Annotated in this window: 20 protein-coding genes; 8 read left to right on the forward strand and 12 right to left on the reverse strand. The window is 69.0% G+C overall.

Going from position 1 to position 20,799, the window contains the following annotated elements; genetic code table 11:
- The first annotated feature begins 1 nt into the window (after position 1).
- The 5 genes from G6N46_RS04890 to G6N46_RS04910 all read left to right on the forward strand — a co-directional run bounded on the left by G6N46_RS04890 (position 2) and on the right by G6N46_RS04910 (position 5,429).
- Entirely contained in the window at positions 2-976 is a 975-nt protein-coding gene (locus G6N46_RS04890; protein WP_138249139.1) for an alpha/beta hydrolase, read from the forward strand.
- Between the two features lie 20 nt (positions 977-996).
- Positions 997-2,475, forward strand: a complete 1,479-nt coding sequence (locus G6N46_RS04895) for a flavin-containing monooxygenase (protein ID WP_138249138.1) — start codon at positions 997-999, stop codon at positions 2,473-2,475.
- A 106-nt stretch (positions 2,476-2,581) separates the two neighbouring features.
- Positions 2,582-2,983, forward strand: a complete 402-nt coding sequence (gene lpqS, locus G6N46_RS04900; protein ID WP_138249137.1) for a putative copper homeostasis (lipo)protein LpqS — start codon at positions 2,582-2,584, stop codon at positions 2,981-2,983.
- A gap of 95 nt (positions 2,984-3,078) precedes the next feature.
- Positions 3,079-4,197, forward strand: coding sequence for a PLP-dependent cysteine synthase family protein (locus G6N46_RS04905; protein ID WP_407665078.1), 1,119 nt, complete (start codon positions 3,079-3,081; stop codon positions 4,195-4,197).
- Positions 4,197-5,429: an MFS transporter gene (locus G6N46_RS04910; protein WP_174814110.1), complete on the forward strand. Its 1,233-nt coding sequence runs from the start codon at positions 4,197-4,199 to the stop codon at positions 5,427-5,429. Before G6N46_RS04905 ends, G6N46_RS04910 begins: the two co-directional genes overlap by 1 nt.
- 52 nt (positions 5,430-5,481) lie before the next feature.
- Here G6N46_RS04910 and metK read toward each other — a convergent pair whose 3' ends face one another.
- The 5 genes from metK to mihF all read right to left on the reverse strand — a co-directional run bounded on the left by metK (position 5,482) and on the right by mihF (position 9,382).
- On the reverse strand, positions 5,482-6,690 hold the full coding sequence (gene metK, locus G6N46_RS04915) for a methionine adenosyltransferase (protein WP_061006655.1): 1,209 nt from the start codon (positions 6,688-6,690) through the stop codon (positions 5,482-5,484).
- 112 nt (positions 6,691-6,802) lie between these two features.
- Entirely contained in the window at positions 6,803-8,062 is a 1,260-nt protein-coding gene (gene coaBC / locus G6N46_RS04920; RefSeq protein WP_138249136.1) for a bifunctional phosphopantothenoylcysteine decarboxylase/phosphopantothenate--cysteine ligase CoaBC, read from the reverse strand.
- A gap of 19 nt (positions 8,063-8,081) precedes the next feature.
- A complete protein-coding gene (gene rpoZ, locus G6N46_RS04925) occupies positions 8,082-8,375 on the reverse strand; it encodes a DNA-directed RNA polymerase subunit omega (RefSeq protein WP_020101623.1) in 294 nt (97 codons plus the stop codon).
- Positions 8,376-8,470: 95 nt separating this feature from the next.
- On the reverse strand, positions 8,471-9,025 hold the full coding sequence (gene gmk, locus G6N46_RS04930; RefSeq protein ID WP_138249135.1) for a guanylate kinase: 555 nt from the start codon (positions 9,023-9,025) through the stop codon (positions 8,471-8,473).
- A gap of 39 nt (positions 9,026-9,064) precedes the next feature.
- Positions 9,065-9,382, reverse strand: a complete 318-nt coding sequence (mihF, locus tag G6N46_RS04935) for an integration host factor, actinobacterial type (RefSeq protein WP_011894593.1) — start codon at positions 9,380-9,382, stop codon at positions 9,065-9,067.
- Positions 9,383-10,169: 787 nt separating this feature from the next.
- Here mihF and G6N46_RS04940 point away from each other — a divergent pair.
- From G6N46_RS04940 to G6N46_RS04950, 3 genes are all read left to right on the forward strand, one after another.
- The gene (locus tag G6N46_RS04940; RefSeq protein ID WP_138249134.1) at positions 10,170-10,541 is read left to right on the forward strand and encodes a hypothetical protein; all 372 of its coding nucleotides are present in this window, start codon (positions 10,170-10,172) and stop codon (positions 10,539-10,541) included.
- 185 nt (positions 10,542-10,726) lie between these two features.
- Positions 10,727-11,089: a hypothetical protein gene (locus tag G6N46_RS04945; RefSeq protein WP_138249133.1), complete on the forward strand. Its 363-nt coding sequence runs from the start codon at positions 10,727-10,729 to the stop codon at positions 11,087-11,089.
- 30 nt (positions 11,090-11,119) lie between these two features.
- A complete protein-coding gene (locus tag G6N46_RS04950; protein WP_234880635.1) occupies positions 11,120-12,157 on the forward strand; it encodes a DUF2330 domain-containing protein in 1,038 nt (345 codons plus the stop codon).
- On the opposite strand, the gene pyrF is transcribed toward G6N46_RS04950, so the two are convergent.
- The 7 genes from pyrF to pyrR are packed head-to-tail and all read right to left on the reverse strand — an operon-like array spanning position 12,145 to position 20,748.
- A complete protein-coding gene (gene pyrF / locus G6N46_RS04955) occupies positions 12,145-12,951 on the reverse strand; it encodes an orotidine-5'-phosphate decarboxylase (RefSeq protein WP_138249131.1) in 807 nt (268 codons plus the stop codon). The two genes, G6N46_RS04950 and pyrF, sit on opposite strands and share 13 nt — an antisense overlap.
- Entirely contained in the window at positions 12,948-16,289 is a 3,342-nt protein-coding gene (carB, locus tag G6N46_RS04960; RefSeq protein ID WP_138249130.1) for a carbamoyl-phosphate synthase large subunit, read from the reverse strand. Before carB ends, pyrF begins: the two co-directional genes overlap by 4 nt.
- The gene (gene carA, locus G6N46_RS04965; protein WP_135356405.1) at positions 16,289-17,419 is read right to left on the reverse strand and encodes a glutamine-hydrolyzing carbamoyl-phosphate synthase small subunit; all 1,131 of its coding nucleotides are present in this window, start codon (positions 17,417-17,419) and stop codon (positions 16,289-16,291) included. The genes carB and carA overlap by 1 nt, the downstream gene beginning before the upstream one ends.
- On the reverse strand, positions 17,416-17,919 hold the full coding sequence (locus G6N46_RS04970; RefSeq protein ID WP_061006663.1) for a PH-like domain-containing protein: 504 nt from the start codon (positions 17,917-17,919) through the stop codon (positions 17,416-17,418). The genes carA and G6N46_RS04970 overlap by 4 nt, the downstream gene beginning before the upstream one ends.
- Entirely contained in the window at positions 17,916-19,199 is a 1,284-nt protein-coding gene (locus G6N46_RS04975) for a dihydroorotase (RefSeq protein WP_138249129.1), read from the reverse strand. The genes G6N46_RS04970 and G6N46_RS04975 overlap by 4 nt, the downstream gene beginning before the upstream one ends.
- Complete coding sequence (locus tag G6N46_RS04980; protein ID WP_133426673.1) at positions 19,196-20,149, reverse strand: aspartate carbamoyltransferase catalytic subunit; 954 nt, start codon at positions 20,147-20,149, stop codon at positions 19,196-19,198. The genes G6N46_RS04975 and G6N46_RS04980 overlap by 4 nt, the downstream gene beginning before the upstream one ends.
- Complete coding sequence (gene pyrR, locus G6N46_RS04985) at positions 20,146-20,748, reverse strand: bifunctional pyr operon transcriptional regulator/uracil phosphoribosyltransferase PyrR (RefSeq protein WP_407665079.1); 603 nt, start codon at positions 20,746-20,748, stop codon at positions 20,146-20,148. Before pyrR ends, G6N46_RS04980 begins: the two co-directional genes overlap by 4 nt.
- Between the last annotated feature and the right edge of the window lie 51 nt (positions 20,749-20,799).

Here is a 20,799-nt window from a genome sequence, read left to right on the forward strand (position 1 = left end):
CATGACTTCAGATGTGACGCCGGACACCCGGCCCGCCATCGACCCCATCCTCAAAGCCCTCCTGGACGCCGTGCCGCTGGAGTTCACGATCGACGACGGTGTCGAGGTGGCGCGGGCCAAGCTCGCCGCGGTGCGACCGCCCGCCGCGATGCTGCCGGATCTGCGGATCGAGAACCGCGTGCTCGATTGCGGTGCGGCAGGCCAGATTCCGGCCCGCATCTACTGGCCGCCCATCGACGGCGAGACCCGTCCACTGCCGGTCGTGGTCTTCTACCACGGCGGCGGCTGGGCCATCGGTGACCTGGATTCGCACGACCATGTGGCCCGCGCCCACGCCGTCGGCGCCCGCGCCATCGTGGTGTCGGTCGAGTACCGGCTGGCGCCCGAGCACCCGTTCCCGGCCGCCATCGAGGATTCCTGGGCCGCGCTGCAGTGGGTCGGCGCGCACGCCGCCGAGCTCGGCGGCGACCCGACGCGTCTCGCGGTCGCGGGTGACTCCGCCGGCGGCAACATCTCCGCGGTGATGGCGCTGCGGGCGCGCGACGCGGGTGGCCCCGCACTGAAGTTCCAGCTGCTCTGGTATCCGGTCGCCACCGGTGACGTCACGCTGCCGTCGTTCACCGAGAACGCCGACGCCCCCATGCTCAACAGCAATGTGACGGCGGCCTTCCTGGCCTGGTACCTGCCCGGCATGGACCTCACCGACGCCTCGACGCTGCCGACCGATCTGGCCCCGGCGAACGCCGAGTCGCTCGAGGGTTTGCCGCCGGCCTACATCGGGACCGCCGAGCACGACCCGCTTCGTGACGACGGCGCGCACTACGCCAAACTGCTTGCCGCGGCCGGTGTTCCGGTCGAGTTGAGCAACGAGCCGACCATGGTGCACGGCTTCGTCAGCCTGGCTCTGGCCTCTCCGGTGGCGACCGAGGCCACCAACCGTGGTCTTGCGGCCCTGAAAGCCGCCCTCTACGCCTGAGTTTGCGCAAGTATGGACCCATGACAACGCCTGATGTCCAAACGGTGATCGTCGGCGCCGGCTTCTCCGGGATCGGGGCCGGCATCCTGCTGGACCGCGCCGGGCTCGGCGACTACCGGATCCTCGAGGCCGGCTCCGGTCCCGGCGGTACCTGGTTCTGGAACACCTACCCCGGTGTCGCCGTGGATATTCCGTCGTTCTCCTATCAGTTCTCATTCGAGCAGAGCGCCGACTGGTCGCGCACCTACGCCAAGGGCCACGAGCTCAAGGCCTACGCCGAGCACTGCGTCGACAAGTACGGATTGCGGGACCGGATCCGGTTCGGCGCCGAGGTAACCGGTGCCGAGTACGACGACGACGCCGACCTGTGGCGCGTACACACCAGCGGCGGCACCATCACCGCGCGGTTCCTCATCAACGGCAGCGGCGTCCTGACCGTGCCCAAGCCACCGGACATCGACGGCGTCGAGGACTTCGCCGGCATCACGCTGCACACCGCGCGCTGGGACAGCAGCATCGACCTGCGTGGCAAGCGGGTCGCGATCATCGGCACCGGCGCCTCGGCGGTGCAGGTGATCCCCGAGATCGCACCGGTCGTGGAGCACCTCACGGTATTTCAGCGGACGCCGATCTGGTGCTTCCCCAAGCTGGACCTCCCGCTGCCCGCGGCGGCCCGGTGGGCGATGCGGGTCCCCGGCGGCAAGACGCTGCAGCGGCTGGCCAGCCAGGCCTACGTCGAGCTGACCTTCCCGCTGTCGGCGCAGTACTACAGCGTGTTCCCGTTGGCCGACGGTGCGGCCCGGATGGGCCGGTCGTTCCTGCGGCGCGAGGTGCACGACCCCGTGGTGCGCGACAAGCTCACGCCGCGCTACGCCGTGGGCTGTAAACGACCGGGCTTCCACAACACCTACCTCGCGACCTACAACCGCGAAAACGTCAGCCTGGTAACCGAATCCATCGAGCGCATCACGCCGACGGGGGTACGCACCGCCGACGGTCAGGAGCACGAGGTGGATGTGCTGATCCTGGCCACCGGATTCAAGGTGATGGACGTCGACAGCGTGCCGACGTTCCCCGTCACCGGCGCCGGCGGACACACCCTCGGCGAGTTCTGGGAGAAGCAGCGGCTGCAAGCCTACGAGGGCGTCAGCATCCCCGGTTTCCCGAACTTCTTCACCGTCATGGGCCCGTACGGCTACGTCGGTTCGTCGTACTTCGCGCTGATCGAAGCGCAGACTCACCACATCGTGCGGTGCCTGCAGCGCGCGGAAAAGCTCGGCGCCCACCGGGTGGAGGTCTCGCAGGAGGCCAACGACCGCTACTTCGACGAGATGATGCGCAAGCGTCACCGCCAGGTGTTCTGGCAGGACAGTTGCCAGTCGGCCAACAGCTACTACTTCGACAAGAACGGTGACGTGCCGCTGCGGCCCGCCACCACGGTGGAGGCCTACGTCCGCAGCCGCCGTTTCGACCTCGACGACTACGAGTTCAGTGCCTGACATTCCTGCCGCCGCGGATATGAAAGTTCTTTGAACCCGGTAACTTTTCCGCATGCGTTGGCATCGGCACGGCTATGGGCGCTGAATCGTCGGTACAGTCGCGGAGGTGACTTCCCGGCCGATGCGATGGCGGACAGCGGCAGTGCTGCTCGTCGCGCTGCTCGGGATCGGCCTGGGAATCCAGCTGGGCGCCAAGCCCGTTGCCACCGCGCACGCGCACGCCGCCCCCATGCTCGTCGCCCCCGGACACACGCTGCCGTCGGTGACCCCCGAACACCCGCACGCGCGCGACGGCTCGATCCTGCCGGCTCCTGAGCTGTTCGCCACCGCGGGTCTCCCCCGGTCCGCCACCACGCTCCTGGCTCTCGGCCTGGCCGTGGCGCTGTGTGTCGCCACGGCGTGCTGGTGCGCGCTGCGGACGGTCACCAGTCGTGGTCCGCCCCGGCGCGCGGCCACGATCATTACCGGCCGGGCGGTCCTGACCCGGCTCTGCATCTCCCGACGCTGATCGGTCAGCTCAGGTCGGCCACGGTTCGTGGCTGATCGGTGTTCGCTGTCCGATCCCGCTGCCGCGCCGCGGCCCAAGCGAAAAGTGATGCACCCATGAACAATTCGTCCAACCTCACCCTGCCCAGGAAACCCTCTCGACCGGCGTCGGGGCCGTGCCGGCTGGCCCGCTACGACCGGCCGGGCACCATGGTCGGCGGCACGCCGGTGCTCCGCATCGCCGCCCCGTTCACCACCGACGACCGTGGCTTCTGGGCCAAGCTCGAAGGCGTCAACCCGGGCGGCATGAAAGACCGGCCCGCCATGTACATGGTCGAGCGCGGCCGCGCCCGCGGCGACCTGCTGCCCGGTGCGCGCATCGTCGAATCCACCAGCGGCACACTCGGGCTCGGTCTGGCCCTGGCCGGCACGGTGTACGGGCATCCGGTCACGCTGGTGACCGATCCGGGTATGGAACCGATGATGCTGCGCATGCTGGCCGCGTACGGCGCCGACATCGACCTGGTCACCGAGCCGCATCCGACCGGCGGCTGGCAGCAGGCCCGCCGCGACCGGGTGGCCCAGATCCTGGCTTCCGATCCCACCGCCTGGTACCCCGACCAGTACAACAACCCCGACAACGTCGACGCGTACCGCGACCTCGCGCTCGAACTGCAGTCGCAGCTGGGTTCCGTCGACATCCTGGTGTGCTCTGTCGGCACCGGCGGGCACTCGGCCGGGGTGGCGAAAGTGCTGCGCGAGTTCAATCCCGACCTGAAGTTGATCGGCGTCGACACCATCGGGTCGACGATCTTCGGCCAGCCCGCGCAGAGCCGGCTGATGCGTGGCCTGGGGTCGAGCATCTACCCCGACAACGTCGACTACGCCGCGTTCTCGGAAGTGCACTGGGTGGCACCCGCCGAAGCGGTGTGGGCGTGCCGGGCACTGGCCTCGACGAGCTACGCCAGCAGCGGCTGGAGCGGCGGCGCGGTGGCGTTGGTCGCCGGCTGGGCGGCCCGACACCACGACGCGGACACCACGATCGCCGCGATCTTTCCCGATGGGCCGCAACGGTATTTCGACACCGTCTACAACGACGACTACTGCCGCCGGCACAACCTCCTCGGCATCGAGCCGCCCGCCGAGCCCGCGGTGATCGCGGACCACACTGAGCGCGTGGTGGATTCGTGGACCCGCTGCACCACGGTGCGCAGGCCCGAAGCTGCGACGCTCTGATGGAGGTGCTGACGCAGTTCCGCAGCTTCGGCTGGCCCAGCCGGGTGCTGATGCTCAACCAGTTCGGCATCAACCTCGGCTTCTACATGCTGATGCCGTACCTGGCCGGGTATCTGGCCGGCCCGCTCGGCCTGGCCGGCTGGGCCGTCGGCCTGGTGCTCGGGGTGCGGAACTTCTCGCAGCAGGGCATGTTCATCGTCGGTGGGACGTTGGCCGACCGGCTCGGCTACAAGCCGCTGATCGTGGCGGGCTGTCTGTTGCGCACCGCCGCGTTCGGCCTGCTTGCCGTCGCACAGTCCCTGCCGGCGCTGCTGATCGCCTCGGCGGCAACCGGTTTCGCGGGCGCACTGTTCAACCCGGCGGTGCGGGCCTACCTGGCCGCGGATGCCGGCGAGCGCCGGGTGGCGGCGTTCACGGTGTTCAATGTCTTCTACCAGGGCGGCATCCTCGCCGGCCCGCTGGTGGGGCTGGCCCTGATGGCGCTGGACTTCCGGGTGACGGCAGGGATGGCGGCTGTGGTGTTCGCGGTGCTGACCATCGCGCAGCTCTTCGCGCTGCCCAAAGACCACGCCGATCATGCTGTCGCCGAACGTGTCTCGGTCCTGCACGACTGGCGCACCGTGCTGGCCAACCGCCCGTTCCTGTTGTTCGCCCTGTCGATGGTGGGCACCTACGTGGTGACGTTCCAGGTGTACCTGGCGTTGCCGCTGCACGCCGGAATGCTCGCGCCGCACCATGAATCGGCCATCGTGGCAGCGGTTTTCGCGGTGTCGGGGCTGGTGGCGATCGGCGGCCAAATCCGCGTCACGGCCTGGTTCACGGCACGCTACGGCCGCGCCCAGTCACTGACCATCGGCGTGCTGGTCCTCGCGGCGGCGTTCGTCCCGCTCATCGTGGTGCCCGACGACCGGTGGGGACAGCCTGCCGCGGTGGCCGCGCTGCTGCTGACGGCCGCGCTGCTGGCCGTCGGCTCGGCCGCGGTCTACCCGTTCGAGATGGACACCGTGGTGTCGCTGGCCGGCGACCGGCTGGTCGCGACGTACTACGGCTTCTACAACACCATCGTCGGCATCGGCATCCTGGTGGGAAATCTCGCCACGGGCGCGCTGATGGAGACGGCGCGTCACGCCGGCCGGCCGGAACTGGTCTGGGTGTCGCTCACGGCGATCAGCCTGCTGGTGGCCCTCGCCCTGTACCGAAGCCGTCGGCTGGAACCGGCACCCGTCGCCTGACCAGACGCAGATGGCCCCGCACCAGACGGTGCGGGGCCATCGCGCAGAAAAACTAGACCGAGGCCTTCAGGTCGTCGACCTTGTCCAACTGCTCCCAGGGGAGCTCGATGTCGGTGCGGCCGAAGTGGCCGTACGCGGCGGTCGGCGCGTAGATCGGCCGCAGCAGGTCGAGGTCGCGGATGATGGCGCCGGGGCGCAGGTCGAAGACCGAGGTGATGGCCTTCTCGATGCGGGCCGGGTCGAAGTGCTCGGTGCCGAAGGTCTCGACGAACAGACCCACCGGGGCGGCCTTGCCGATGGCGTAGGCGACCTGGACCTCGACGCGGTCGGCCAGGCCGGCCGCAACGACGTTCTTGGCCACCCAGCGCATCGCGTACGCCGCCGAGCGGTCCACCTTTGACGGGTCCTTGCCGGAGAAGGCGCCGCCGCCGTGGCGGGCCCAGCCGCCGTAGGTGTCGACGATGATCTTGCGGCCGGTCAGGCCGGCGTCACCCATCGGGCCACCGACGACGAAGTTGCCGGTCGGGTTGACCAGCAGCCGGAAGTCGGAGGTGTCCATGGTGTCGTGGCCCAGGTCGGCCAGCACGGTCTCGACGACGTGGCGGCGGATGTCCGGGGCCAGCGTCTTGTCGAGATCGACGCCCTCGGCGTGCTGGGTGGACAGGACCACGGTGTCCAGGCGGACGGGGACGTTGTCGCGGTACTCGATGGTGACCTGGGTCTTGCCGTCGGGCCGCAGGTAGTCGACGGTGTTGTTCTTGCGGACCTCGGTGAGGCGCCGCGACAGCCGGTGCGCCAGCGCGATCGGCAGCGGCATCAGCTCCGGGGTGTCGTTGATGGCGTAACCGAACATCAGGCCCTGATCGCCGGCGCCCTGGGCGTCGAGCGGGTCGCCGGCGCCCTCGACACGCGCCTCGTGCGCAGTGTCGACGCCCGCGGCGATGTCCGGAGACTGTGCGCCGATGCCGATGTTGACGCCGCAGGTGGCGTAGTCGAAGCCCTTGTCGGAGTGGTCGTAACCGATCTGACGGATCCGGTCACGGACGATCAGCGGGATGTCGGCAAACGCTTCCTTGGCGCTGGTGGTCACCTCGCCCACGACATGGACCTGACCCGTCGTCACGAGGGTCTCCACCGCGACCCGCGACTTGGGATCCTGCGCGAGGAGCGCGTCCAGCACCGAATCGCTGATGGCGTCGCAGATCTTGTCCGGATGTCCTTCGGTCACTGACTCGCTGGTAAACAGCCGACCTTCACTCACGTCGCAAATCCCTTCCAAAACTTTAGTCCGGCGCATAATATCCGCGCCCGGCTACCGACTGTCGTGTACCCCTGCGCAGCAAACCCGTCCCGCGGCGCGGTTCAGGCTACGTTCATTCGTCCTTGCCACGCAGGAAGGCCGCCGTCGCATCGGCGATGCGACTGGCCATCAAGGTCTTGGACCCGTGCTCCAGCGCTGACTCGGTGCCGTCGGCGGCCAGCAGCCAGCCGTCGTTGACGTCGACCTCGAAGGCCTTGCCATTGCCCACCGCGTTGACAACCAGCAGGTCACAGCCCTTGCGCTGCAGTTTGGCCCGGGCGTGGAACAGGACGTCGCCGTTGGCGTCACCGGTCTCGGCGGCGAAACCCACGATGGCGCGGAGCGCCGGCAACTGACCGTCGGTACGAGCGCGCACCGCGCCGGCCAGGATGTCGTCGGTCCGGGTCAGTTCGATGACGGGGGCTCCGTCGGCTTCGCCGGGGCCGTGCGTCTTTTTGATCTTGGTGGTCGCTACCTCGGTGGGACGGAAATCGGCGACCGCGGCGGCCATCACGAGGACATGCGCGTCGGACACGTACTTGAACACCGCATCGCGCAGCTGAGCCGCCGAACTGATGTGCACGACGTCGACGCCCGCCGGGTCGGCCAGGCCCACGGTGTTGCCGGCGATCAGGGTGACCTCGGCGCCGCGCTGGGCCATCACGCGCGCCACGGCGTAGCCCTGCTTGCCGGAACTGCGGTTGCCGATGAAGCGGACCGGATCGATGGCCTCGCGGGTGCCGCCGGCGGTGACGACGACCTTGACCCCGGCCAGATCGCGGGGCAGCGCGTCGCCGCGCTCCAGGAGCAGCTGGGCGAACGTGGTGATCTCTTCGGCCTCGGGCAGCCGTCCGGCACCGCTGTCGGCGCCGGTGAGGCGCCCGGAGGCCGGGTCCAGCACGACGACACCCCGACGCCGCAATGTCGCGACGTTGTCGACGGTGGCCGGGTGCATCCACATCTCGGTGTGCATCGCCGGGGCGAACAGCACCGGACAGCGCGCGGTGAGCAGCGTGGCGGTCAACAGATCGTCGCCGCGCCCCGCCACCGCCCGTGCCATCAGGTCGGCGGTGGCCGGTGCGACCACGACCAGGTCGGCCTGCTGGCCGAACCGGACGTGGGGCACCTCGGAGACGTCCTCGAACACGCCCGTGTGGACGGGATTGCCGGACAGTGCTTCAAAAGTGGCGGCGCCGACGAACTTGAGCGCCGACTCGGTCGGCACCACGCGGACCGAATGCCCGGCCTCGCTCAGTTGACGAACCAGGGTGCACGCCTTGTAGGCGGCGATGCCTCCGGCGACTCCGACGACGATGCGTTTGCGGTCGGCCATGTTCGGCGCCTACGCGGCCTTACTCGCCCTCGGTGTGCTCGAGCAGGTCGCCGTGGATCTCGCGCATGGCGATCGACAGCGGCTTCTCCTGCAGGCCCGGCTCGACCAGGGGGCCGACGTACTCGAGGATGCCGTCACCGAGCTGGTTGTAGTAGTCGTTGATCTGGCGCGCCCGCTTCGCGGCGTAGATGACCAGCGCGTACTTGCTCGACACGCGATCGAGCAGCTCGTCGATCGGCGGGTTGGTGATACCCAGCGGCGTGTCGTAGGCGATGGCGGCGTCGGAGTCGATGCTCTCGACAGTGGTGCTCACGAAGGATTCTCCCGGCGTTCGGCTGTGTTGATGGCTCAGTACGGCGCTGCTATCAGCGATATCTGTGCTTTGAGGTGGCTTGAAGCGCAGACCGCTCAGCGGCCCACCAGCAAGGATACCAATTCTGCACAGGCGGATTCCAACTGACTGTTGACAACAGTCACATCGAAACTGTCCTGAGCGGCCAGTTCGGCCCGCGCGGTGTCCAGGCGGCGGGCCTGTACCTCGGCGCTCTCGGTGCCGCGGCCGATGAGACGGCTCTCGAGCGCCTCCCAGCTGGGCGGCGCGAGGAACACCGTCAACACCTCGGGCATGGCCTGTTTGACGGCCCGGGCCCCGGCCAGATCGACCTCGATCAAAACCGGCCGACCAGCGGCGATGGCGTCCCGGACCGGGCGGGCGGGCGTGCCCGAGCGCTGCAGTCCCCCATGAATTTCGGCCCATTCCAGCAGCTCACCGTCATCGATGAGGCGCTGGAACTCGTCAGCCGAGACGAATGTGTAGTCGACACCGTCGACCTCGCCCGGACGCGGTGCACGCGTCGTGGCGGAAACACTGAAATGCAGGTCGGGCACCCGCTCTCGCAGGCAGCGCACGACCGTGGATTTGCCCACGGCAGAGGGGCCGGACAGCACAACAACACGGTTCATCGCCGTCCGGCCCCTACTGCTCGTCAGTCTTGCGTCAGATCAGGAAAAGTCGAACTTTTCCAGCAGGGCCTTGCGCTGACGGTCGCCCAGGCCGCGCAGACGGCGGGTCGGAGCGATCTCCAGCTCGGTCATGATCTCCTGCGCCTTGACCTTGCCGACCTTGGGCAGGGCTTCCAGCAGAGCGGAAACCTTCATCTTGCCGAGGACCTCATCGGTCTCGGCGTCCGTCAGGACCTGCTTGAGGTTGGTGCCGCCGCGCTTGAGCCGGTCTTTCAACTCGGCACGTGCTCGACGTGCGGCAGCAGCCTTCTCCAACGCTGCCGCGCGCTGTTCGTCGGTCAACTGGGGAAGGGCCACGGGGTTCCTCCGTATCTCCGTCAAATAATTTCTGTCACGGCTGGGGTGAACCAGCCAGCGACGACGACCGTACCCACGCTTCCCGACAAGCGCTAACCCCACCCCCCGGGTAACGAAGCTAAAAGCCCAGCGTGTAGTGCGAACGGCGGCTCCGGGTGGCCGCGAAGTGCAAGCTCCACAAGGCCCGTCGCGGGGCACTACAGCCACAGATCTGCCTGCGTATCAAGGGTTTTGAGCACTCAGTGGGAGGACGGCCGATCCGCCGCGGCGCGGCCGCGCGCATTTTCGGGCCGCCGGCCGGGGTTCATCAGGAAAATTTTCGCAGGTCACGGCGTGTCGGGCGTGTCGGTGTGGGGCCGAACGGGTCGGTGCACCGCCGACGCGGCCGTCGGCGGATTTGGGCGGTCGGACCACCCAAATCGAGGCGGTTTCGCCGGCCCGAGGACTGGTTCAGTACCCCGCAACGCGGCCGGCGCGCCGCGGCCGCGCGCCGCTGCGCAGACTCCGCAAACTCGGCCTGTTCCCGTCTCACCGACGTAGCCGACCCCCGACACCTCGCCCCGGAGACCGGTTGGTGATGAAACCGTTTCCCGGCCAATGCCTTCCATACGAGCCAGGTTCCACACAGGCAACGATCAGCGCTCGGTGACCGAACCGTTGCGACACGCACAGCACACACCTAACGACACCAAAGTTCGCGCACATTAGGCGCACCTAACTTCAATTCCAGTGCGACGGCGATACGCCCACCACATGCAAAACCCATCACGAGGAGGACTTCGCAGCGATGAACTTCAAGCGAGCGTTGACCGCATCCACCCTGGCAGCCGGCATCGGCGTCGCTGGACTGTTCGGAGTCGGCCTGGCCGGCGCCAATGCCGACCCGGGGTGCCCCCCGAACGCGCCGTGCGGCCAGCACGACAACCGGGGGCCGGGCGACAACCGCGGCCCAGGTGACAACCGCGGCCCGGCGGCCCCCGTCGGCCGTGACGACAACTGGCACGACAACCAGGGCCGCGACTGGCAGCACCGCGGCATCGACGATGCCCGCTTCGACCACCAGCCGTTCGACTACAACGGCCAGTGGGTGAACCCGGTCTGGGACAACGGCCACAACGCGTGGGGCTTCTGGCTCGGCCCGATCTGGATTCCGCTGTGATCGACGCCCGCTAGTCGTTCCCGGAACGAGACGGCCCGCCACGATGTGGCGGGCCGTCTCGTCGTCTCCGGGACTGCATCCCAAACTCGCTGCCGCACAACATGTTCCCGGCTGTACCGCCATGCACAGCAAACACCTAAGTACAGCTAAGTGCACGCCCATCGAACCGCCATAGCGTCAGCGGTATGAAGATCAAGCAGGCATTGACCGCGACCACGGTGGCGGCCGGCATCGGCGCCGCCGGACTCTTCGGCGTCGGACTGGCGACGGCGAGTGCCGACCCGTGGTGCGGGCCGGGTGCACCGTGCTGGGGGCCGCACAACGACCACCGCGACGACCGCGGCGGCTGGCAGCGCGGCGTCGACTGGCACCAGGACCGCGACGGCTGGCGCGATGACCGTGGCCGCGATTGGTACCACCGCGGTATCGATGACGGCCGCTTCGACCACCAGCCGTTCGACTACAACGGCCAGTGGGTGAACCCGGTGTTCGAGCCACGCTTCAGCGCGTGGGGCTTCTGGCTGGGGCCCATCTGGATTCCGCTGTGACATAGGTGCCCGGCCGGTACGTTCATGCCGATGGCTGTCGCGTACCGGTCGCTGTGCGTCCTGATGCTGCTGTTCGCCACGCTGACGGCGAACATCGCAGCGCCGGCCTGGGCGTGCGGTTGCGGCGCCTACATCCCGGACCATCCTGGCGCGACTGTCGTCGACGAACGTGCACTGATCGCCTGGGACGGCAGCACCGAGGACATCCTGATGTCGTTCGGGGTCAGCGGCGCCTCGGATCGGGCCGCCTGGGTGATGCCCGTGCCGTCGGCCGCGCAGGTCACGCTGGGCGATGACGCAGTGTTCGACGAGCTGGCGCGCCGCACTGCACCCCGGATCGAATACCGGGACAGCTGGTGGCCGACCTTCGGCTGGCTGGGAATCGGCGCGCAGGGTGCGCTCGAAGCGGCCGGCACGCGCCCCGGCGGCGTCAACGTGCTGGGCAGCCGGCGGATCGGGCCGTTCGACGTCACGCGCCTGGCCGGCGACGACCCCGCGGCCCTGGCGCACTGGTTGACGGCCAAAGGCTTCCCCCACCCCGACGGGCTCGATACCAACCTGGCGCCATACGTCGCGGCGCGCTGGGAGATCGTCGCGATCCAGCTCGCTCCGGATGCCGCCGGCGCGACACTGTCGGGAACCCTGCAGCCACTGCGGCTGTCGTTCGCCTCGGACACCGCCGTCTATCCGATGCGGCTGTCCCGGTCGGCGAAGGCACCGCAGCGTGTCGATCTGTACGTGCTGGCCGACCACCGGATGGATCCCAGTGCGTTGCCCGTGCCCGGTAACGCGGCGACGCTGCAGTACGCCGGACGCGTCGACGCACCGGCGCTCACGTCGTACCGCGGCCACTATCTGACCCGCTGGACGAATTACCTCGGCGAGCCGCAGCGCATCGACGGCGACTACGTATTCACGCGGGCCGCAACCGATTCCGACTACGCGCAGGTGATCTACCTGACGCGTAACCACGGCGATGTCTCGGGCCTGGCACTGATCGGCGCCGGGCTCGGCGCCGGGGTACTGGTCGCGGTGCTCTGGTGGCGCCGCAGGCGTCAGGCCAGATAGGCGACGGCGTCGCGGAGCTTCTCCCCCGCGGCGCGCACGGCCGCGACGTCCGGCCCGGCCCGCAGCACCTCCCGCGACACCGCGGGCAGCAAGGTGCCCGGCCGGGCGCCGCCGAGCCCGGCCAGCGCGTCCGGTCGGCCGCCTTGCGCGCCGACCCCGGGCAGCAGCACCGGCCCCCCGAGCTGCGACAGATCCGGCACCTCGGTCAGGGTGGCGCCGACGACGACACCCACCGAACCGTCACCCGCGGCGTTCGCCGCGGCGACATCGTCGACGATCGTCTGCGCGACGGTCCGCTCGCCGGTCAGCGCGCGCTGCACGGACGCGCCCTCCGGATTCGATGTGGCGGCCAGGACGAACACGCCGCGGCCATGCGCGGCCGCGACGTCGAGCAGCGGCTGCAGCGAGCCGAAGCCCAGGTACGGCGAGGCCGTCACCGCATCGGCGGCCAGCGGCGACTCCCCCGCCCACGCCTGCGCATAGGCGGCCATGGTCGAGCCGATGTCACCGCGCTTGGCGTCGGCCAGCACCAGCACACCGGCCTCCCGCAGCCGCGCGATGGTCCGTTCCAGCACGACGAAGCCCGCCGACCCGTACGCCTCGAAGAACGCGACCTGCGGCTTGACGATCGCGAAGCCCGCGAATGCCTCGACGCAGATGTCGCTGAACTTCGCCACGCCGTCGGCGGACACCGGCAGCCCCCAGGCGGTCAAGAGCTCGGGGTGCGGGTCGATGCCCAGGCACAGCGGACCCCGCTGTGCCATGGCGGCCCGAACCCGCGAGCCGAAACTCACTTCTCGGCCAACTGGCTGTGCAGTTCCTGCAGCGACCGCACGCCGATGTCACCGCGGATACCGGCCTCGATGCCCTGCACCGCGGCCGAGGCGCCCTGCACCGTCGTCACGCACGGGATGCTGGCCGACACCGCGGCCGAACGAATCTCGTAGCCGTCGATGCGCGGACCCGAGTTGCCGTACGGCGTGTTGATCACCATGTCGACCTCGCCGGCCTTGATGGCGTCGACCGCGGACATCGCCGGGCGGTCCGGGCTGGGCTCCTCGAAGTTCTTGCGGACGACCTCGCACGGAATGCCGTTGCGGCGCAACATCTCCGCGGTGCCCTCGGTGGCCAGCACCCGGAAGCCGAGATCGGCCAGACGCTTGACCGGGAACACCAGCGAACGCTTGTCGCGGTTGGCCACCGACACGAACACCGTGCCGCCCGAGGGCAGCGAGCCGTAGGCCGCGGTCTGGCTCTTGGCGAAGGCGGTACCGAAATCGCTGTCGATGCCCATGACCTCACCGGTCGACTTCATCTCCGGCCCGAGCAGCGAATCCACCTGCGAGCCATCGGCTTTGCGGAACCGGTGGAACGGCAGGACGGCTTCCTTCACCGCGATCGGCGCGTTGGGCGCGACGCTCGCGCCGTCGCCCTCGGCGGCCAGGATGCACTCGGCCCGCAGCTCGGCGATGGTGGCGCCCAGCATGACCCGGGCGCACGCCTTGGCCAGCGGTACCGCGGTGGCCTTCGAGACGAAGGGCACCGTGCGGCTGGCGCGCGGGTTGGCCTCCAGCACGTAGAGCACGTCGTCCTTGAGCGCGTACTGCACGTTGAGCAGACCGACCACGCCGATGCCGTGGGCGATGGCCTCGGTGGCCTTGCGCACGGCGGCGATGTCTGTGCGGCCCAACGTGACCGGCGGCAGCGCACAGGCCGAGTCGCCGGAGTGGATGCCGGCTTCCTCGATGTGCTCCATCACGCCGCCGATGTACACCTCGGTACCGTCGCACAGCGCGTCGACGTCGATCTCGATGGCGTCTTCCAGGAACCGGTCGACCAGCACGGGGTGTTCGGGCGAGAGCTCGGTGGCCCGCTCGATGTAGCCCTGCAGGGTCTGCTCGTCGTAGACGATCTCCATGCCGCGGCCGCCCAGGACGTACGACGGGCGCACCAGCACCGGGTAGCCGATGTCGGAGGCGATCCGGCGGGCCTGCTCGAAACTCGTTGCGGTGCCGAAGCGCGGCGCCGGCAGGCCGGCGGCGCGCAGCACCTCACCGAATTCGCCACGGTCCTCGGCGAGGTCGATGGCCTTGGGGCTGGTGCCGACGACGGGCACCCCGGCCTTCTCGAGCCGGTCCGCCAGACCCAGCGGGGTCTGGCCACCGAGCTGCACGATCACGCCGACCACGCCCGGACCACCGGCCCCGGAGGCCTGCTCGGCGTGGTACACCTCGAGCACGTCCTCGAAGGTGAGCGGCTCGAAGTACAGCCGGTCGGCGGTGTCGTAGTCGGTCGAGACCGTCTCCGGGTTGCAGTTGACCATGACGGTCTCGAAACCGGCCTGGCTCAACGTGGTTGCCGCGTGCACACAGCTGTAGTCGAACTCGATGCCCTGCCCGATGCGGTTCGGGCCCGAGCCCAGGATCAGCACCTTGGGCTTCTCGGTCTGCGGCGCCACCTCGGTCTCGGCCGCGGGGTCCAGCTCGTAGCTGCTGTAGTGGTACGGCGTCTTGGCGTCGAACTCGGCCGCGCAGGTGTCGACGGTCTTGTACACCGGACGGATGCCGAGCCGCTCGCGCAGTGCGCGCACCCCGACCTCGCCCGCCAGTTCCGGCCGCAGCGCGGCGATCTGGCGGTCGGACAGACCGCTGTGCTTGGCGCGGCGCAGCAGGCGCTCGTCGAGCACGGGGGCGTCGACGAGTTCGCCGCGCAGGGCCACCAGGGTGGCGATCTGGTCGACGAACCACGGGTCCACACCGGACGCCTCGGCCACGGCCTCGACCGAACCACCAAGGCGCAGTGCCTGTTCGATGTCGTAGAGCCGGCCGTCGGTCGCGGTACGCAGCCCGGTCAGCAGCTCATCGAGCGTCTTGTCGGGATCGTCCCCGGTCCAGAATCCGGTGCGCTTGGTCTCGAGCGACCGCATCACCTTGCCGAGCGCCTCGATGAAGTTGCGGCCCAACGACATCGCCTCGCCGACAGACTTCATGGTGGTGGTCAGCGTCTGGTCGGCGCCGGGGAACTTCTCGAACGCGAACCGCGGCGCCTTGACCACGACGTAGTCAAGGGTCGGCTCGAAACAGGCCGGGGTCTCCTTGGTGATGTCGTTGACGATCTCGTCGAGCGTGTAGCCGATGGCCAGCTTGGCGGCGATCTTGGCGATCGGGAAACCCGTTGCCTTGGAAGCCAATGCGCTCGAGCGGGACACGCGCGGGTTCATCTCGATGACGATGAGGCGACCGTCGGCCGGGTTGATGGCGAACTGGATGTTGCAACCACCGGTGTCGACGCCGACCTCGCGCAGGATCGCGATGCCCAGGTCACGCAGCTTCTGGTATTCGCGGTCGGTCAGGGTCATCGCGGGCGCGACGGTCACCGAGTCGCCGGTGTGCACACCCATCGGGTCGAAGTTCTCGATCGAGCAGACCACCACGACGTTGTCGCGGTGGTCGCGCATCAGCTCGAGCTCGTATTCCTTCCAGCCGTAGATCGATTCCTCGATCAGCACGTTGGCCGTCGGCGATGCGGACAGTCCGTCGCCGGCCATCCGCTCGACGTCTTCCTTCGTGTACGCCATGCCCGAGCCCAGGCCGCCCATCGTGAAAGAGGGGCGGACGACGACAGGCAGTCCCAGCTCGGCGACGGTGTCGCGCACCTCGTCCATGGTGTGGCAGACGCGGGACCGCGCCGATTCACCACCGACCTTGGCGACGATGTCCTTGAACTTCTGCCGGTCCTCGCCGCGTTGGATGGCATCGAAATCGGCGCCGATCATCTCGACGTCGTACTTCTCGAGGACGCCGTTCTCGTGCAGCGCGACGGCGGTGTTCAGCGCCGTCTGCCCGCCCAGGGTGGCCAGCACGGCGTCGATCTTGTTGCCGCGCTCGGCTTGTTGCGCGATCACCTTCTCGACGAACGCCGGGGTGATCGGCTCGACATAGGTGTTGTCGGCGTACTCCGGGTCGGTCATGATCGTGGCCGGGTTCGAGTTGACCAGGCTGACCTGCAGGCCCTCGGCGCGCAGCACGCGGCAGGCCTGGGTGCCCGAATAGTCGAATTCGCAGGCCTGGCCGATGACGATCGGGCCGGAGCCGATCACCAGGACGTGGTTGAGGTCTGTGCGGCGTGGCATTACTTGCCCTCCCCTGCCATCAGGTTGGCGAACTTGTCGAACAGGTACTCGGCGTCGTGCGGACCGGCCGCGGCCTCCGGGTGGTACTGCACCGAGAAGGCGCGCCCGTCGAGCAGCGAAACACCTTCCACCACACCGTCGTTGGCGCAGGTGTGGCTGACCACGGCGCGGCCGAACGGGGTGTCGAACTCTTCCCCGGCTTCGCCTTCCAGCGCGAAACCGTGGTTCTGTGCGGTGATCGCGATGCGGCCGGTGGCCTGCTCAACGACCGGGATGTTGATGCCGCGGTGCCCGAAGGTCATCTTGTAGGTCGAGCGACCGAGCGCGCGGCCCAGAATCTGGTTGCCGAAGCAGATGCCGAACAACGGGATTCCGGCTGCAAGCACCTGCTGGGTGACCTCGACCATGTGGTCGGCCGTGGCCGGGTCGCCCGGGCCGTTGGACAGGAACACCCCGTCGACCTTGAGGGCGGCGATCTCGTCGAACGTCACCGCCGACGGCAGCACGTGGCTGCGGATGCCGCGGGCGGCGAAGTTCCGCGGGGTGTTGGTCTTGATCCCGAGGTCGATGGCCGCGATGGAGAAGCGCTCCGCGCCAACGGGTTCGACGACGTACCGGTCGCCGGTGCTGACCTCGCCGGCCAGGTCGGCGCCCAGCATCGACGGCTGGTTGCGGACGCGGTCCACCAGCGTGTCGATGTCGGCCAGGGCCGGACCGGAGAAGACGCCGGCCTTCATCGACCCGAAGTTGCGCAGGTGCCGCACGATGGCGCGGGTGTCGACGCCCGCGACACCGACGATGCCCTGGCGCACCAGTTCGTCGTCGAGGGTGCCGGTGGCGCGCCAGTTGGAAGCGCGCGGCGACGGGTCGCGCACGACGTAGCCGGCAACCCAGATCTTGTCGTCGCGGCTTTCGTTGTCCTCGCCGTTCCAGCCGGTGTTGCCGATCTGCGGGGCGGTGGCCACCACGATCTGCCGGTGGTAGCTCGGGTCGGTCAGCGTCTCCTGGTAGCCGGACATGCCGGTGGAGAACACTGCCTCACCCAGGGTCTCGCCCACGGCGCCGAACGGCGTGCCGGTGAACACCCGGCCGTCCTCCAGCACCAGTACGGCGGTCTGATCGCTCGTCACTTACTGTCCTCCTCAACCCATTTGGCCAGTTCGCGACGGTCGTCGCTGCGGAATCCGGTATCGATCTCGGTGCCCGACGGCAGCCGCCACCGGATGGCGAGAATCCCGTCGTACGTGAGCACCTTGCCGGCGATGGCCCGCTCGGTGCGGATCGCGGTGATGGATTCGTCGGGAATCCAGATCGGGCTGCCGCCCGTGAGCTGCAGCATGATGCCCTCGGGATACCGCGTCATCACGGCCTTGCTGCGAAATCCGAGGGAGCCCACCGCAATTCGGTCCTGCCAGCTCGGTGCCAGGGTGCTGCCGACGTACAAGCCCTTGGTGGCCGAGACGATCGCCGGCCCCACGGTGTCGGGCAGCGCCGGGAGCAGTCCGACGGCGCCGGCCTGCCGCTGCACCCTGTGCATCCAGCCCTTGAGCATCTGCCGGATCGCGAACCCGGCCAGCACCACCACGACGGCGGCCAGTACCAGGTAGGTGATCAGCGTCCCGGTGTTCATGCGGGGCTGACTCCGTCCCGCGCGGTGACCTTGCCGCGCAGCATCGTCAGGGTGACGGTGGCGGGCAGCGTCATCGACTCGTACGGCGTGTTGTCCGAGCGACTGGCCAGTCCGGTGCCCTGCACCGTCCAGGTCGCCTCGGGGTCCACCACGGTCAGGTTGGCGGGTTCGCCGACCGCGAGCGGACGGCCCTGGTCGGGCAGACCGACGATGGCGGCCGGCGCCTCGCTCATCACGCGGGCGACGTCGCGCCAGCTGAGCAATCCGGGCGCCACCATGGTCTCCACGACGACCGACAGCGCGGTCTGCAGGCCCAGCATGCCGGGCCGGGCGTGGGCGAATTCGCACATCTTCTCGTGCTCGGCGTGCGGGGCGTGATCGGTTGCGACGCAGTCGATCACCCCGTCGGCGAGGGCCTGCCGCAGTGCCTCGGCGTCGCTGGCCTCGCGCAGCGGCGGGTTGACGCGGTTGCGGCCGTCGTAGTCCGCGAGCCGGCTGTCGTCGAGCAGCAGGTGGTGCGGCGTGACCTCGGCGGTGATCGAGATGCCCTGGGCCTTGGCCCATTTGATCAATTCGACGGTGCCCGCCGTGGAGGCGTGGCAGATGTGCACGCGGGCACCGGCGTCGCGGGCCAGGATCGCGTCGCGGGCGACGATCGACTCTTCCGCCGAGCGCGGCCAGCCGGCCAGTCCCAGCCGGGCGGCGTTCGGGCCCTCATGCGCGACGGCGCCCACGGTCAGGCGCGGTTCCTCGGCATGCTGGGCGATCAGAACACCAAGTCCCGCAGCATATTCCAGCGCCCGGCGCATCACCAGCGGATCGTCGACGCAGATGCCGTCGTCGGAGAACATCCGGACCTGACCGGCACCGGCGGCCATCAGGCCCATCTCGGTGAGCTGCTTGCCGTCGAGCCCGACGGTGACGGCGCCGACCGGATGCACGTCGACCAGGCCGACCTGCTGCCCGCGGTGCCAGACGTGGTCGGTGACCACCACGGTGTCGGCGACCGGATCGGTGTTGGCCATCGCGAACACCGCGGTGTAACCACCGAGTGCGGCTGCCGCCGAACCGGTTTCGATGTCCTCGGCGTACTCGCGGCCGGGCTCACGCAGGTGCGTGTGCAGGTCGACGAAGCCGGGCAGCATGATCTGGCCGGCGGCGTCGATGACCTCGTCGGCCGTCAGACCGCTACCGATTTCGGCGATCTGCCCGTCGGCGATCAACACATCGACCGGATCACCCTCGCCGTACAGCCGGACCCCGCGAATGAGAACCGTCATGAGATCACCCCCACCCCTTCAGGTCCGGCACCCACGAGAAGCTGGAACAGCACCGCCATACGAACATGCACCCCATTCGAAACCTGTTGCAGTACAGCTGATTGCGACGAATCGGCGACCGACGAGGCGATCTCCATGCCGCGCAGCATCGGACCGGGGTGCAGCACCACCGTGTCCTCGCTCAAGCCGGCCAGGCGCTTCTCGGACAGCCCGTAGCGCACCGAGTACTCGCGCGCCGACGGGAAGAAGGCGCCGTTCATCCGCTCGGCCTGCACCCGCAGCATCAGTACCGCGTCGGCGGCCGGCAGTTCGGCGTCCAGGTCGTGCGAGACCGTCACCGGCCAGTCCCCGACCCCGACCGGCAGTAGTGTCGGCGGCGCCACCAGCACGACCTCGGCGCCCAGCGTCGACAGCAGCGAGACGTTGGAGCGCGCCACCCGGCTGTGCAGGATGTCGCCGACGATCACCACGCGCCGGCCCTCGAGGCCGCCCAGGCGCTGGCGAATGGTCAGCGCGTCGAGCAGGGCCTGCGTCGGGTGCTCGTGGGTGCCGTCACCCGCGTTGATCACCGACGGCCCGCCGTGTTCGTCGCGGGTCCACGCCGCAAGTTGTTGTGCCGCACCGGAAGCCGGGTGCCGGATGATCAGCGCATCGGCGCCCGCGGCGCGCAGGGTCAGCGCGGTGTCCCGCAGCGACTCGCCCTTGGCCACCGACGAACCGGAGGCGCTGACGTTGATGACGTCGGCGCTCATCCACTTACCGGCCACCTCGAACGACACCCGCGTGCGGGTGGAGTTCTCGTAGAACATCGTGATGACGGTGCGGCCACGCAGCGTCGGGAGCTTCTTGACGTCGCGGCCCAGCAGCGCTTCGCGGAACTTGTCGGCGTCATCGAGAATGGCCGTCGCCGCGTCGCGGCTCAGGTCCGAGGCGGACAACAGGTGTTTCACCGGGTGGGTCCTCCATAGGGCGCAATGGAGACGTGATCGTCTCCGCCGTCGGTCTCTGACAGCCGCACCTTGACGTTCTCGGTGCGCGACGTCGGGACGTTCTTGCCGACGTAGTCGGCGCGGATGGGCAGTTCGCGGTGGCCGCGGTCGACGAGGACCGCCAGCTGCACCATGCGGGGGCGGCCGATGTCGCGCAGCGCGTCGAGGGCCGAGCGCACGGAGCGGCCCGAGTACAGGACGTCGTCGACGAGGATCACCGTCGCGTTGTCGATGCCGCCCTCCGGAATAGAGGTCGAGGCGAGCGCCCGCGGCGGTTTGAAGTTCAGGTCGTCGCGGTAGAGCGTGATGTCGAGGGCGCCGGCCGGCAGCTCGACACCGGAGAATTCCTTGACCTTTTCGGCGATCCGGGTGGCCAGGGTGACGCCGCGGGTCGGGATGCCGAGCAGCACCACGCGCGGGGCGTCGGCCGCGTCGAGCGCGGTCTTTTCGATGATCTGGTGCGCGATGCGCGAGATGGTCCGGCCGACATCAGCGGCGGACAACAGTTCCCGGTCCGAGCCGCCGGGCACGCCAGTTGCATCGTTGCCTGTGACAGCCACGAGTACCTGACCTCCTTCTCCGCCTCTCTGGACGGGTCGTTAAAGGACGTC

Source organism: Mycolicibacterium phocaicum (assembly GCF_010731115.1).
Lineage (GTDB): Bacteria > Actinomycetota > Actinomycetes > Mycobacteriales > Mycobacteriaceae > Mycobacterium > Mycobacterium phocaicum.